General features: G+C 55.7%; 10 protein-coding genes. 2 read left to right on the top strand and 8 right to left on the bottom strand.

The window, feature by feature from the left end; translation table 11 throughout:
* Positions 1 to 196 precede the first annotated feature (196 nt).
* The 8 genes from HMPREF3016_RS11155 to HMPREF3016_RS07155 form a co-directional block, all read right to left on the bottom strand.
* Complete coding sequence (locus tag HMPREF3016_RS11155) at positions 197 to 823, bottom strand: hypothetical protein (RefSeq protein WP_210399795.1); 627 nt, start codon at positions 821 to 823, stop codon at positions 197 to 199.
* A gap of 925 nt (positions 824 to 1748) precedes the next feature.
* Complete coding sequence (locus tag HMPREF3016_RS07125; RefSeq protein WP_013398084.1) at positions 1749 to 2966, bottom strand: putative glycoside hydrolase; 1218 nt, start codon at positions 2964 to 2966, stop codon at positions 1749 to 1751.
* Complete coding sequence (gene pelF, locus HMPREF3016_RS07130; RefSeq protein WP_048755385.1) at positions 2963 to 4651, bottom strand: GT4 family glycosyltransferase PelF; 1689 nt, start codon at positions 4649 to 4651, stop codon at positions 2963 to 2965. Before pelF ends, HMPREF3016_RS07125 begins: the two co-directional genes overlap by 4 nt.
* A gap of 32 nt (positions 4652 to 4683) precedes the next feature.
* The gene (locus tag HMPREF3016_RS07135) at positions 4684 to 6042 is read right to left on the bottom strand and encodes a hypothetical protein (protein WP_246828508.1); all 1359 of its coding nucleotides are present in this window, start codon (positions 6040 to 6042) and stop codon (positions 4684 to 4686) included.
* Positions 6043 to 6546: 504 nt separating this feature from the next.
* On the bottom strand, positions 6547 to 11424 hold the full coding sequence (locus HMPREF3016_RS07140) for an NAD-glutamate dehydrogenase (protein WP_246828509.1): 4878 nt from the start codon (positions 11422 to 11424) through the stop codon (positions 6547 to 6549).
* A gap of 433 nt (positions 11425 to 11857) precedes the next feature.
* Positions 11858 to 12838: a quinone oxidoreductase family protein gene (locus HMPREF3016_RS07145; protein ID WP_070741336.1), complete on the bottom strand. Its 981-nt coding sequence runs from the start codon at positions 12836 to 12838 to the stop codon at positions 11858 to 11860.
* A gap of 243 nt (positions 12839 to 13081) precedes the next feature.
* Complete coding sequence (locus HMPREF3016_RS07150) at positions 13082 to 13483, bottom strand: ImmA/IrrE family metallo-endopeptidase (protein ID WP_048755387.1); 402 nt, start codon at positions 13481 to 13483, stop codon at positions 13082 to 13084.
* The gene (locus tag HMPREF3016_RS07155; protein WP_070741340.1) at positions 13476 to 13982 is read right to left on the bottom strand and encodes a helix-turn-helix domain-containing protein; all 507 of its coding nucleotides are present in this window, start codon (positions 13980 to 13982) and stop codon (positions 13476 to 13478) included. The genes HMPREF3016_RS07150 and HMPREF3016_RS07155 overlap by 8 nt, the downstream gene beginning before the upstream one ends.
* A gap of 224 nt (positions 13983 to 14206) precedes the next feature.
* Here HMPREF3016_RS07155 and HMPREF3016_RS07160 point away from each other — a divergent pair, with 224 nt between their 5' ends.
* Both HMPREF3016_RS07160 and HMPREF3016_RS07165 read left to right on the top strand, forming a co-directional pair.
* Positions 14207 to 14458, top strand: a complete 252-nt coding sequence (locus HMPREF3016_RS07160; RefSeq protein ID WP_070741343.1) for a hypothetical protein — start codon at positions 14207 to 14209, stop codon at positions 14456 to 14458.
* Positions 14459 to 14715: 257 nt separating this feature from the next.
* Positions 14716 to 15702, top strand: coding sequence for a glycosyltransferase family 2 protein (locus HMPREF3016_RS07165; protein WP_070741346.1), 987 nt, complete (start codon positions 14716 to 14718; stop codon positions 15700 to 15702).
* Positions 15703 to 15761: the final 59 nt, after the last annotated feature.

The following is a 15761-nucleotide window of genomic DNA, read 5'->3' on the forward strand; positions in this document are numbered from 1 at the left end:
ATAGGCGGTATTCCCACCCCGGGCAGGGTACAGAATACCGCCGTATATACGCTATAGCAAGAGACCTTAAAATTACCGCTTACGGTAAATAACCCCGCGGTGGCCTTCTAGAGTGAGACGGCGCTGCGGCTGACGGTATCATGTGACACAGACTGACCCAGCGCAACGCTCAAGGTGTACACACGTTTAGGCGTCTTTAGGTTCTTTTCGTCACCAAAAACAAGGACCCGCTGAGCGTAACCAGTATTGAAATAAGGAGGATGAGAATATGTGAGATATTCCAGACGCCTCCGATACCGTAGAGCAGCATTCCGAGGGGAACCGCCACTGAAGAGACAATACTGTCTATATTGGCGAACGACTGCAGTTCATCCTGTTCTAAAGAGGTTTGCACCTTCACATCCCATGACACCGCAGCGGCGGATAAGATCAAAGATGCGGCAAAGGTGCACATGAAGATCACGATAATCTGCGTGCCGTACCCATACAGATAGATTTGCAGACCCAAGAGAACGGCGGTAGCTACGGCAAGGTAACGCCAGGAGACTTTCTTCCAAACACCTATCAGGATGCTTACCGAACCTGCTATAGAGCCCAAAGCAAGGGAGGTTGCAACAGCAGCCCAGGATTCCTCATTCAAACGTGAAATCATCTGATGCGGGCCTTCAGCACCCGAAAACCCTAGAGCCAAAGAGATTAACGACCACGCAGCTATTCCCGCTACGATCCATCGGGGAAAACTAACTTTTGCCAGGGAGGAAGCACCGGAAGAAGACCCATGATCGTTGGCAGATGTTGATCCGTTTTGCCCTACAGCCTTCATGAGGAATATGAGTAAAAATATTCCGACCATAAAGGTAGCAGAGTCAATGAATAAGATAACGGGAAACCCGTAGACAAGATATATGAAGGTGGATACTGCGGGAGCTAAAATTCCAAAAGCATCCGTGAAAAAATTACTAAAAGCATTGAAGCTCGTAAGAATATCTTCGGCAACAAGTGTAGGAGTTAGCGTATACCTGGAAGGGACAAAGAAAGAAGTTCCCAATCCGTAAATGCATGATGAAATACACAGAGACAGTATGGAATTGTAGCCTGCTATGACCCAAATTCCGAGAATGAACTGTGCTAAGAACCTGATAACATCTGCGTATATCATGGTCCTGATAAGGGGGAGTATATTACCGTACCTGCGGTACAGCACTGACCCAAAAAGACGTGCACCCCAGAGACTCAATAGAACTGCAGTAAAGCCGTATCCGCTATTCTCAAGCTCAACGGCAGAGAGCGCAAAAGCAATCGGTATCATCGAATCACCAAGAGTTGAAATAACTATTGATGATAAGAAAATTGCCTCATGCTTACTATATTTAGCTATTTTCAACACAAGCAATGTCTTTCTTGATATAAAATTTTAAAATAATGGGTTTTCGTCATAAGAAAACCCGCTGCATTATTCAAAAACATAAAATCCACGATATATTTCATGGCAACCTCCTCTAGAGTGATGCAGATCTATAATCTGCGTTGTAGATATATACTACATACACTGTCTCAGAACGTGCAAACGCTTACACAGAGTTGAAATGCCTCCACCCTGCGCGCAATATATCCCAGACATAAATACGCAACGAAGATAATATCCAGGAATACATACCCGAGTTTTATACAGATAAAGGGCGGTATTTCGTGCTATATATCAAGCACGGAATACCGCCGTATATACGCTATAGCAAGAGACCTTAAAATTACCGCTTACGGTAAATAACCCCGCGGTGGCCTTCTAAGGTGAGGGTGGCTGGTGCCGCGTTGTTTTGCGCATCTACGAGCCCCTGATCCTGCGGCACGCGCACCATCGTGGTGCGGTCGCTCGTATTCAGAGCCGCCCAGCCGTGCGTGAAAGCACGGGTCTGCACGCTGTCCTGAGCCTCAATCTCGCCGGATGCAGCCCCCAAGTCAAAGGACAGCTCGGGCGCGTTCGGAGTACCGTCATAGGCATCGTGCTGAGTTGCGTTGATGCCGGTGAAGCGACCGCCTCCAAAAACCCAGAACCCAGCCAGACCATACAGCAGATTCTCATCCGTGCCGCTAATCGGCGACGTCGAGTACCCGTGCGGGGTGCGCAAAATCGTGACCTTAGGAAGGGACTGCTGGGTATTCACAGCGCCGTAGGCATCGCCCGAGCGGTCCTGCACCGCATTCAGCGTTACCAGACCTTCAGCGCCGCGCCCAATATGGTTTCCCTGCATGGTGGCGTAGGCGCCGCTGAGGAATTCTTGTGCGCCCCAGCCGAGCCACACTTCCTCAAATCCGCCGCCGTAGGCGCTGTGGCTCTCCCATTTGCCCCAGCGCAGGCGCGATTCGGCAATATTAGGTACCAGGATTTTGCCGATCTTATTCAGCTCAATACCGGCGAAGGAGATCAAAAAGTCGAGATGCTGCCGAATCGTGGTGATGCTTTCAACGCCCTGAATCGGCAGGTTCAGTCCGTAATAATCATTCTCTACGTCGTTATCAGCCATCACGCCGTCAAAGGGCGAGTTACGCAGTTCTTCCACCACGGAGTGCACCCACTGCCAGCGGTAGTCGGCACTCCACACCGCCATCTGGTAGTGCTGCCAGTACCCCGACCACTCGATCAGAGAGCCGTCTAGGCGGCGGGCGAACAAATCCTTACCGGTTGTGTTCAGAAGATCTTGCGCATATTTATAAGAGACACCGGAAGAGTAGATGGGGCCGGGTTCATAGGCGCGACTGGAAGAAAGGCACTTATAGGCGAGTACCACCATATTAGGTGACTGCTCTTTGAGGTAGCGTGCTGCATCCAGCTCCCAGGGCTGCAGAATAGCTACCGCATAGTTCTGCGCCGCAAAGGCCAGCTGCTCTTCCGATATAGGGTCTCCGCCGTATCGAATCCAGGCACCAAATTTTCCCGGAGTGCCGGCTCGTAGAGAATTATCGCTCATTCTTCAATCTGCTCCGTAACTCGCTGAGGTATTTTACCTAGCTTACGGTATATCTGGTCATAACGGTCCATAACCAGGCGAAGTTGGAAGAACTTTACAACTCGGTTGTAAGCGTTAACACAGTACCGCTCATAGATGCTGGGTTCCTCCATCATGGTGCGAAGCGCCTGCGTGAAGCCTTCGACATCGCCCGGAATGGTTAGAATACCGCAGTTACCTATCTCACTGCCATCCGAGGTGACCAGCACATCATCGATCAGCTGCGACATACCGCCCACATCGGTGCTCACCAGCGGAATGGATGCCGCCATCGCTTCCAGCGCCACAATGGGCTGACCTTCGTTGTAGCTGGGCATAAGCAGAACGTCGAAGCGGTCCAGCATTTCGCGCACCTTCACGGTGCCGTGGAAGGTAATGAAGTCGCCCATATTGAGCTCTTCGATCGTGCGCACGCACAGCTCATAGTATTCGGGCATGTGGTTCTTCGGCCCGAGCACATCCAGGTGGAAGTTGTCGAGCCCGGCATCGCGCAGCAGCGCAAGCGACTTCACGAGGTCTGTGAGCCCCTTAATGGGCACCACACGCGCAATAAACACGAAACGCCACATGTGCCCGCGACCCTCCGCCAGGATGCGCGCCCGGGCAGTCTGACGCCCCACATACGCCGGGTACACGCTCTCGATGAGCATACCGTTCGGCAGCACGACCGCGCGGTCTTCTTCACCCTCGTTGTACTGATCGATGGGCGCGCCAATACCGCGTGCCTCTTCAATCGCTTTGGGGTACAGATAGGTCACCATATCGGCGCTGGGGTAGCAGAAACGTCCCATTTCCAGGAACCAGACGCACCACGCGGTCTCTTCGAGCGTGACGGGACCCAGCTCGGGTTTATCGCGCGGCTCCTTCAGGAAGGCGTAATCCGTGGTGACGGGCTTGGCCATATTGCGTTCCAGCTTGGTGTTGATAGTATCGCGCACATACAGGTTGTGTTCGGTCAGCAGGAAGCTGGTGCCGTAATCGCGCGCACCCGCAGCGCCCAAAAGTGAGGCGTAGCCGGTGGTGTGGGCATGGTACACGCGGGCATAGGGCAGGCGCTCATGCAGCAGGGCGTACACGATAGAGACGAAGTTACGGATCTCCCAGAAGAGTTCGCCGAACGGAACCTGTGCGAGGAAGCCCCAGTTACCGACTGCCTCCATAAACTCGCGGGTGCCGGTGAGGGCGAAGAGTGAGTAGGTGCGGGTGCGGGGGTTAATTCCTTCATCGTAGAACGACCAGAGCGGGTTTACATCGCCGTGAATAAGAGCATCGAAAGCGCTCATAAGTCTCGCCACCAGTTTCTTGCGTTGGCGACGATTCATCTTGAGGTTTTTCGGGTTACATTCTTGGGCGAATTCTTCCTTATGCTCCTCTAGGCTCAGGTAGATCACCTTCACCCATTTGACGTTTTCGGGCATACCGTACAGGTCTTTAAGTTCCTGTTTACTATCCCAAGAAATATGAATAATTCCGAAGCTGATGCTCGGGTTTTCCACGATAATATCGTGAACCACTGCGGAAACCCCGCCCTTAAGGTAGGGGTAGGTCGATTCCATCACCAGCGCAACATCGACCTCAGGATAATCAGGGTCGGGTGTTCGGGGTCCCGGCGCGGGCAATTGCAGCGGGGCATAGTGGTTACGCATTGCGGTGTTTATCAATGTATATGACCTCTCATCTACCAGGCTAGGGCACGACGCCAGAAGAGTGAGTATTCGGGATTAGCCCAGGCACGACGGTAGAGTATCCACGTGACGAGGGCGAGAATTGCTTCGCCGATAATGATGGGCAGATAACCGCCATCGTTCGGGATGATTGAAAAGGCGACAGTGACGATCAGCAGGTGTACCGCACAGATAATGTGCACAGTCTTAAACATGGTCATGTATTCCAGCTGATAGATGAAGAGCGCCATCGCCAGGAACAACCATGCCACCGTCAGTCCCGCATAGGCGAGCGGGAAGGTGTTCGGTACGAAGATATACATCAGAATGCCCGTAATGACCGAGCAGATAACTGAGACAATCAACGTGTTGCGCACGGAGGCGTGAGAAATACGCACTACAGCGTGCGCCTCCGGCTCAATTTCATTGAAGGGAAGTTTATTGAAGAGGGTCCACAGACGCTGAATCGAGCCGTTCACGCGGTTAGATTCAACCACGAAGAAGTAGTTGTAGGCGATCACGCAGGGAACCAGGCTCATGTAGATGGCGATAACGTCGATCTTGCCGTTCGTCACCAAGAAGAGCACGTATTTATCAGCCCAGAGGATAGAACCGGTCAGCAGGCCGCGAATGACGTCGCGGTAGGCGGCTCCTAGGGGAAGGCGGCTGAAGTGGAACAGCTGCTTAATTTCACGCCCAATACCGCTGAACAGAATGGCCGACCCTACCAGCGGAGGCAGGAACCACACGGTCGGCAAAGTCAGCAGAACAATCGTGTAGCCCAACCATGCGAAGAACCACAGCGGACGGTTTTTTGCCACGTTCGGCACAATAAGCAGCTGCGCATACGCAACGTTGAGCATACTCAAAAAGAGGAAGGATACCAGCGCCACCATATCCCAGTGCAGTACGAGCACCACGGGAATGGCGAAAAGGAACGCGATGGGCAGACCCACCAGATAGAGGTAGCCCCAGTGGCGGCTAAACGCCCTCAGCTCGCTAATATGCTGATATTTCGGGTCGGTATCGAGAGTAGCAAGAAGTTCTTGCGCCTCTTTGGATTTATGGTCCCGTTTGAGAATCGCCGCTTCTTCCTGAACCTCGCGGCGCGCATCCTCAACTTTCAGATGTTCGGATTCGAGGGCGCGGTAAATAGGCATGCATACCGCCTGGCTTAGCCAGGGAACCACGATGGACGCCGCCAGAATAATCTGGATAAGCGGTACCGACCCCACATAGTTCTTGCTGAGAATGGGGGTTACGAACGGGAATGCGACTGTTAGGAGTGCAACGGGAGATACATAGAGAAGAAAATTGTAGAGGAGTCTCCAGCTCCAGCGGTTTTTCGGGATGTCTGCATGGTGGGAAGACAAGACGGGAACTTCTTTCAGCGCTATTCTCACCTAATGCCTATATGTATATTGCCCCTGTACCTGTGGTTTAAGGGCAGGGATGGGCTACGCGCAGGAAAAACTGCGCTGAACGACTAGGTGATCGGTTTTCGGGATTTCAACCCCTTGTATTGTATACGTGTAAACTATTTTTGACACGCAGCCCGCAACTGGGATTTATGCCACATATCCCCCGCTTTTTAAGGCCGGGCAAGCCGCATACATGCATCACAAGGTTTCACTACTACTTGAGTATAGCGGTACCGAACCAAGTTTGCGGGGTTTACCGTCAGATGTGCACAAAAATATCTCACGCGCCATGCGCTGAAATACTTAAAAATCCCTGATAAATAGCGGAATATCGGCTAAAAAATATTCTTCATTTTAATCAGCATCACACCGCGACACGACGACAAAAAGCTGTTCCCTGCCCCACCCACACGCGGGCGGAGAGGGAACAGCTTTTGTTATATCTTAAGAAGAGCTTTAGGATGCGCTCGACAGGGTACGCAGCGCCACCGAGATCACGGCTAGGCGCGGGTGCGATGCGCTGTCGGGCTCGGCATTGCGAACCTCTTCAAAGATGCGGTCGATATTGCCCACACGGGTCGGGTGGTTCTTAATCCAGGAATCCAACGCCTGCAAAGCCCCCTCGGGGTTGCTTGGTGCGTGGCCTGCGTCTTCCTCCGCCACCGACGTTGCAAGCTCTGCGGCGGTCTCATAGAGGCTGCCGCGCAGGGCCTGGCGAGAGAGGGTCTCCCAGCGGTCGTTACGGGGCAGCTCGCTAATGAGGCCGAGCAGTTCATCAACCTTGAAGCGGTCGTAGGTTGCGAAGTAAATCGGTGCCAGCTCAACCGCCTTGAAGTCGTTATCGCGTGCAGAACGAATAACATCCAGGAGAGCGTACCCCTCGAAGCCGCGAATCCAGATAACAATAAGTTCTTCGGGAAGACCCCAAGCCTCGCCAGCATCGCGCTTGGAACGAACCCGTGCGCGGGAAACATCCGAGAGGTATGCGGGCAGGTTCTTGCGAAGCTCCACCACATCGCCAAAGCGTTCCAGCAGGGAGCTGAGCGGGTTGCCCGCGACCACGCCGCGCTCGGCGATAAACCAACGCACCACGCGGTCAAGAACACGCTGATCATCGTGCAGCACGGTGTTCCATGCATCCAGGGAGGTATGTGCGGGCAGTTCACGGTGCAGTTTCGCGGCCTTACCCAGCTCGAAGAGCTCGCGGGCGATGATAAAGGCGCGGGCGACCGCATCCACCCCAACGCTGGTTTCTTCGACCGCACGGTAAGCGAAGGTGATGCCGCCCAGGTTCACCATCTCGTTGGCAACACGGGTGCAGATAATCTCCTTGCGCAGCGGGTGCGAATTCAGGTACTCGCCGAAACGCTCCACCAGAGGTGCCGGGAAGTATTCGCGCAGCAAACCCTCCAGGTAAGGATCGTCTGCGAAGTCGGTCTCTTCCAGAGCGTGCGTGAGGTAAATCTTCACGTAGGCGGCCAGCACGGAAAGCTCGGGGCGGGTCAGCATCTCGCCGGTGGTGTCGAAACGTGCCTGCAGTTCCTTATCCGTGGGCAGGAACTCGACGGTACGGTTCAGACCGGCGTGCTTTTCGAGATCGCGCATCAGGCGCTTATAGACGTCAATGCCCAACGTTCCATAGTTGAATTCACCCTGCAGCAGAACATTCTGCTCAACATTGGTTTCAAGCACCTTGGCGCCGACTTCGTCCCGCAGGGATTCGATGAACGATGCCCGCTCATCCGGGGCAAGCTCGCCGCGTGCCACTAGGCGGTCCACCAGAATCTTGATGTTCACCTCGCGGTCACTGGTTTCCACACCTGCGGAGTTATCAATGGCGTCGGTATTGATGATGACCCCGTTGCGTGCAGCCTCCACGCGACCCAGCTGGGTGAAGCCGAGGTTGCCGCCCTCGCCCACGATCTTGGCGCGCAGCTCGTTGCCGTTCACGCGCAGGGCGTCGTTTGCCTTATCGCCCACCTGCGCGTTCGTTTCGGTAGATGCCTTCACGTAAGTACCAATACCGCCGTTGTAGAGCAGATCAACCGGAGCCCTCAGAATCGCGGAAAGCAGCTCGGAGGGTGCCAGCTCGGTAACATCGTCCTCAAGACCCAGCACCTCGCGCACCTGCGGGGTGATCTCAATGGACTTCAAACCGCGCGAGTACACGCCGCCGCCCTCAGAAATCAGCTCGCGGTTGTAGTCCTGCCACGAAGAACGCGGCAGCTTGTACAGGCGCACGCGCTCCTCAAAGGAGACGGCGGGGTCCGGGTTTGGATCCAGGAAAATATCGCGGTGATCGAAGGCGGCGACCAGGCGGGTTTTCTCGGAGCGCATCAGGCCGTTGCCGAAGACGTCGCCGGACATATCGCCAATACCCACGGCGGTGAATTCTTCGCTCTGGCAGTCGTGGCCGAGTTCGGCAAAGTGACGTTTGACGGACTCCCACGCGCCGCGGGCGGTAATACCCATCGCCTTGTGGTCGTAGCCAACCGAGCCGCCGGATGCGAACGCATCGCCCAGCCAGAACCCATACTCGGCGCTGATCGCGTTTGCAGTATCCGAGAATGCGGCAGTCCCCTTATCGGCGGCAACCACCAGGTAGTAGTCGTCACCGTCGCGGGCGATCACGCCCTCAGGGCGTACTACGGTTTCGGTGCCGTCGGTAGCAACGGAGAGGTTATCGGTCACATCCAGCAGGGAGCGGATAAAGACCTTGTAGGATTCGCGACCCTCGGTAATCCAGGCGTCGCGGTCCACGGCGGGATCGGGCAGCTGCTTGGGATAGAAACCACCCTTGGCACCGGTCGGAATAATAACGGCATTCTTGACCATCTGCGCCTTGACCAGGCCCAAAACCTCGGTGCGGAAGTCGTCGCGGCGGTCGGACCAGCGCAGACCGCCACGCGCCACATTGCCAAAGCGCAGGTGCACACCTTCCACACGCGGGGAGTATACGAAAATCTCGAACTTGGGGTGCGGAAGAGGCGCAAAATCGATCTGCTCGGGCGCAATCTTGAACGCAAGCGCTTCTCGACCCAAGTATGCGTTGGTGCGCAGAATAGCCTTGAGAATTTTCAGGAGCGAGCGCAGGTAGCGATCAGCGTCCAGGGTTGGAATCTTGTTGAGTTCTTCGCGAATCTGCTCCAGGATTTCTTCGCGTTGAGCTTCGCGCTGCTCATCGGTGAGCCCATTGTTCGGGTCGAAGCTAGTGTGGAAGAACTGGACGTAAAGCTTCGCGATCTGCGGGTACGCCATCAACGTATTTGACATGAACGAAGGCGTGTAGCCCAAACCCAGCTGAATCAGGTAGTGGTTGAAGGCGCGGAATAAGCGAACTTCTTTCCAGGTGAGCCCATCGGCTAAGATAAGCCGGTCCAGGGTGTCGGAGTCGCGTTCTCCCAACAGGTAGGCGTTGAGCGCATCCTCGTAGAGCGTTGCGACAGCGTGCGGGTCTACACCTTCGGGGAACTGCACACCAAAGTCGTACAGGTATCCGTAGTCCTGCCCATCTTCGGGTGCGAACTCGTAGGGCCTTTGGTCAACGACGACCAGTCCCATATTCTGCATCACCGGGAGCAGCTCGGTGAGGGTATGCGGTGCTGACAGGTAGGTCTTCAGACGGGTGGTAGCTAAGTCGCCGGTCTCGACTTTGATAGCGGCGGGCCTTTGGGTATCACCCGAGAGAGATTCAAAAATCACAATATCCTCGATCGCGTTTTCTACTTCATAGTCGGCGCGGTAGGTTGCTGGCGCGGCTTCCGCCCAGGCGGAGGCGAGCCGGCGTCCTTCTGCACCGGGTTTCCAGCCCTCAAGCGCGGCGGCGGTAGCCTCTCCCCAGGAGCGGGTAGCGGCTTGCAGGCGCTTCTCAAGGGCGCTTACATCAACATCCGGCACGACGTTCGGGTCGGCGAGCCGGATGCGGAAAAACACACGCGCCAGCGACGATGCCGAGAGGTAAATCTGGTAGTCGATGGCGGTTAAATCAAATTCTTCGCGGAATACCTGCTGGATGCGGGTGCGCACAGAGGTGTTGTACCGATCGCGCGGCAGATACACCACCGCAGAGATAAACCGTGCGAACTGGTCGGGGCGCAGGAAAAGGCGAGTCTTGCGCCGTTCCTCCAGACCCATAATGCCGCGGAAAGTTTCGGTGAGCGTATTCACCGTGGCGTGCATGAGCTCAAGGCGCGGGTAGTCTTCGATGAAGCCGATGAGCATCTTATCGGAGTAAGAGCCGGGGTGGAATCCCAGGCGACGGCGCACCATGGCGATGCGTTCGCGAATGAGCGGGGTTTCTATGGCTGGCAGAGAGTATGCCTGGCGGGTAAACAGCCCCAGAATCACGTATTCGCCGACCACGCGCCCGCTCGCGTTGAAGCGGCGCACCCCAATGTAGTCGAGGTAGTCGGTACTCTGAATGGTGGAGCGGGTGTTCGCCTTCGTAATGTAGAGTGGGCGCGGCCTGAGCGCGCGAGCGAGGGTGTCGTTTTCCAGCCGGATGCGGTGCTGCCCTTCGGTGGACCGCAGGATACCCAGTGCCGAGTGAGGGCGGTCTGCCAGTTCGAGTACCCCCGAGGAGCCGTCGAGCAGACGCTCTTTGATACCCATAAAGAGGAAGTTGCCGCGGGCGAGCCAGCGCAAAAAGTCCTGTGCGATTTCAATACGTGAGGAAGGTTCGTTACCGCCGGGATGCGCGGTGAAAGATTCTTCGCCTTCGCCGAGGGTTATGCCGCGCAGCGCATCCAGGGATTCGGCGATGGTATTCACGCGCTCGGCCATGGCTTCGGCATCGGTTTCGCAGGCTTTAATATCGTCGAGGATTTTCAGGGCGGTAGCGCGCAGGCGTTCGCTGTCTTCGTCGTTGAGCTTGCGGGTGAGGCGAATCGCGATCCAAGACTCGATCATGGGATGCGCCGTGAGCTTGCCGTCCTTCGCTGAGAGCACGGGCAGCCCGTAGGTTGCCGTATCGCCACTGGCAAGGTTACTGGCGCGACCGGCGCCGCGTGCCGAGAGAAGTTTTCCGTTGGGGTCGCGATCCACGATGAAGATGGGGTGGAAGAGCGAGTAGACGCCGCCGAAGTCTGAGGCGATTTCGGCGGTGAGGGAACTGACGAGGTACCCCATATCGTCGGTGACGACGAGCAGCGTGGTGGAGTATTCGTCGTTATGCACGGTAACCGCAGGGGTATTGGGTTCGCGCGTCTCAGCGAGCGCACGGTGCGCTCGCGCTAACTCTTCTAGTTCTTCCGTTGAGAAGACTTCTCGGTCTTCAACGGGGCTGTTCTGGTAATACTGTTCAATCCACGCATCATCGCCAGACCAGCGTTTCATAGCGTTGTCATTCACTGACAAGGTATGCCTCCGAAGTTTGTATCACTTCTCTGTGACGTTCTGTCTGTGTTTTATACGGCGTTGTGTGTAATCTCTTCCTAGCTTATACCCTGTACACCGGTGCAGGCTTCCATTTTAGGGAAATACGGCAGGAAAATATTTTTATTGCGGAGATAAATCACATATGCTTCCGCTCTGAGCAATATTTGAAGCTTTTCGCGTCGTTTTTGAGGCATTAAACCCGTATTCGTGGCATTTGCATACATTCCGGTGCCTGTCGTGTTTTTAGCCGGAAAGCTGCATGCGTTGAGGGGCTTTATTCCGAGCGCGTGGCATGAACACAGTTCCGGGAGCGATGGTTTGCCTTGGGAGCGCATCCTTCAAAGCCTTAACCATCGCCCCCCGGAATTTTTATCTATCTTCCCGTTTGGGCTTATTCCCCGTATGGTTCATGCCTGAAGACGAACTTTCCGATGGTTTTACCGGCACGAAGCCGTTCTAAAGCCTGGGCGCCGTCGCGAATATCGACTTCCTCCTGAATTGGCACCGTCACCTCGCCGGATGCAACCAACGCCAAAGCACGGCGCAGGTAGGCAGTAAAAATATCGGGGTAGGCATTGGAGAGCAGCCCGATATTGAAACCCATCATGCTGATGCCATCGAACCAGAAGGTATTGGTGCCCACCGGCTGATCTCCGTCTTGAGCGGCGTTGCCCACCACGATCAGTCGCCCCTCGAAACGCAGAAGTTTAAGGAGTTCGGGGCGGTTGCGTCCAGAAACCGGGTCGATAATCACGTCGAATTGCCGCCCGCTCTTATCCGCAAGTTCATCGCGCAGCCACACCTCGTCGTAGCCGAGGTCGAGGGCGAGTCGGCGTTTTTCTTCGGTGCTGACAATGCCGACCACCTTTCCGGCGCCCATAAGCTTGGCGACCTGCCCGAATTGCGTGCCCAGACCGCCCATAGCGGCCTGCACCAGCACGTGTTCGCCGGGCTGCAGACGCGCCGTGCGTTCGAGCGCCGCAAGGGCTGTAGGGGTATTAGCAGGAACGACCGCCGCCAATGCCGGGTTCATGCCCGCAGGCAGGGGTGCCACAAGGTTTGCCTGCGCCAGGCAGATTTGGCCGAAGCCGCCTCCTGAACCCAGCAGGGTCAGCGGAGCCGCGACCTTATCTCCCACGCGCAGGTCGGTTACTCCTTCACCGAGGGCATGGATGCGCCCCGCGGCTTCGATACCTGGTGCCCAGGGAAGCGGAAGCTCTGCCATGCCTTCGGCGAGAAGCGCATCAACATACCCGACTCCCGCGTATTCTGCGCGAATGGTAACCTGCCCGGGGCCTGGGGTGGGTTCGGGCACGTCCTGGTACTGCAGCCCGTCGATGCCGGTGTACTGCGTGATGTTGAGGGCTTTCATGAGATTATCCTTTCTATAGCAGATGCCTTAATAGTAACAGCTATCTGTTATAGAAGATATAGACGTGCACCTTTCACACAAAGAATGGGCGCTGGCAGCAATATACTCGCCCGTAAAGCGGGAGCATTTTCTTCATGCGGGAGCGGCTTAAGTGCTCCCGGATGAAGAAAATGCTCCCGAAATTTCTGCTCACCCAAATACCCGAAAAGCGCCGCTTCTAGCGGCAGCGAGCCCTCGCTAAAGCTACGCCTGCGCCACGGTAAGCGGATGCGCATCCAAGTAAATCACCAAAAGCTCTTCGGTTACGTCAAGCTCATAGGCAAGCGCGGGCAGGTTATCCGGATAGAAGGCGGCGGCGCGGCGCAGATCCTCCGGGTCGATCAGATTTTCTGCGGCCAGCAGGTCACAGCTGCGCTCACGGCGGGCACTGTAGGATGCGTCCCAGGCGTCGTGCTCATCTCCGCGCACGGCGTGCACGAGTTCATGGGCAAGTACGGAGCGTTCTTGCCGGGTGCGCATTCCTTCGCGCAGGGTAATGGTGCGGCTGGCGTGGTCGTAGCGACCGAGCATCCCGTGCCCGGGCGTTCCCCAGACTATATCGACCCCGAGCGTATGTGCATGAGTGTAGGGATCGTAGCTAGGCACCAAAGAATCCCTCCTCGCTGTCATAGATTTCGCCGCGCTTTGCGGCCAGGGCGTAGTCCTCTGCCGTGTATTTGCGCTCCCCTTCGCTGACTGCACCGCTCGCGGCACCCGCGACTGCTCGCCCAGCTTGAGCGGATGCGGCGGCAGGCACCTCCACGGGGGTGGCGGGGGGTACCGCGGCACGCACCGACTGTTCCCGAGTTTGCACCGCCGTCATGCGGCGCAGCACCTCGCCCATTAAGTCTTCGTTGGAAACATCGCGAATAGACCCGCCCACCCGCAGAGATTTAGCGCGTGCGGTGGTGATAAGCCCGCTTTCAACCATGAGGTCGAGCAGGTCAAGCCCGAAGCGGTCGGCTATTTTGACGAGGGTTTCTACATCCATCACTCCAGCACCCGAGAATCGCCGCTGAATAGCGTTGGGGTTCATACCGAGTTCGGCGGCGAGCGCCCGCTGGGAGAGTCCTGTCTTGTATTTGATGTAGTCACCGATAGCCATGCCACCAGTCTAGCAGACTGATTTATTTTTCAGGTCATAAATATTACAAAGTCATGCATTCTGCCCGAAATTCCAGGGCTTTCATCGTATTTTGCATTAATAATTCAATCAAAACGCATGACTTTCTCTTTCGTTTCGGGTATGCTGGCACAAGGTCCCACAGCATACCCCTCTAGATAGAACCTGCCGCCCGCCGCCGCATCTCAACCAGCAGAAAGGACGATATGACACGCACACAAAAACCGCGCCAGCAAAAATACCGAGCAGTTCAGCGGTTCAATTGGTTTAAGCATCTCAACGCGATCATTCCTGCGGTAGCCACTCTTCTGCAGGTGTACGGTCTGCTCAGCCATGAGCAGGCGAGCGCCTGGGCTGCGCTGGCGCTAACCATCATCAGGTTGTGGTTAAACTGGCGCACAGAACGAACCTCGCACGCAGCTGAGAGCACCTCACATTCCGTTTCACAACGCAGGTAATACGTGCTCCCTCCAAAACCGGCAAAAAGGCCCCGGCATTCTGCCGCTGTTAGAGAAGATCGCCCAAGAGGAAAGCGTCTAAAATCTATTCGAGGTTTTAGATCCTGAGCTTTCTCAGGCTAGAAGTTCCCGCAGATTCCCCGCGCCTACAGGGGAGCCTGCGGGAGCTTTATCCGTCTTAAACATGCTTCCGATAGGTAAACTCTTATACTCGCGGTAGCATGAGTAGCAGACTACCCTACGAAGACGGAGATCCTATGCGTACCCCTCGTACCAGCATCATCATGCCGGTCTACAACACCGCCAACACCGTCATCAACGCCATACAATCCGTCCGAAACCAAACAGACCCCAACTTTGAACTGCTCATCATGATCGACGGATCCCCCGATGACTCCGCCGACATCATCACCGACTACCACAAGAAAAACCCCGACACCCGCATCCACATCTTCAACAACTCCGAAAATAAAGGCGTCTCCGCCGTACGCAACCAAGGACTCGACACCGCCCGCGGCGAATGGATCACCTTCATCGACTCAGACGACGAATATCACCCCGAATTCCTCGAAAAACTTCACGAGGCGGCGCGCACTCACGATGCCGACATCGCCGTATGCGGGCATACCATCAGACACAGCGACGGTACCGAAGTGCACCGGGCAAAAGTTACCCCCGGAGTGCACGAAGGCGAAGATATTGCCATTGAGTTTTTGGAAGACCGCTACACCGGGTTTATGTGCGATAAAATCTTCCGTGCCCAGCTATTTGATGGGGTACGGTTCGCCGAAGACATTCATCGCGCCGAAGATGCCCTCGTCGTCTTCGCCTGCTGCATGAAGGCGAAGCGCCTGGTTGGCATCACCGATCACCTCTACACCTACAGGATGGAACAGGGCGGGCTGACCTGGGGGCGCATCACACCCGTTGAAGAGAGTATTCGCCACACTGACTATATGCGCCGCGTTGCCGGAGATTTACTGAAAACCCCGCGAGGCAAAAACGCTTTTGCCGCATCTACAAGCGTCACCTTTCTCAATAATGCGCAGCAGGCTCTTCTTGCAGGCGGTTCGGATGCACCCGGCGTTATCGCCGCATGCCGAAAACAGCTTTCGTGGGGTCAGGTTTTTGCGACTCTGCGTTCACGCCCGCTCATGGGTGCTGCGGGTGCTCTTTTGAAGCTCTCGCCAAAGCTATACCGCGTGCTCTACGGCGCTTATGTCAAACGTAACTACGGCCTTTAACCCTATATCGATCCAGGAAAAATTTTATGCGTACCCCTCGTACCAGCATCATCATGCCG

It is taken from the genome of Rothia sp. HMSC065D02 (genome assembly GCF_001815285.1).
Taxonomy (GTDB): Bacteria; Actinomycetota; Actinomycetes; order Actinomycetales; family Micrococcaceae; genus Rothia; species Rothia dentocariosa.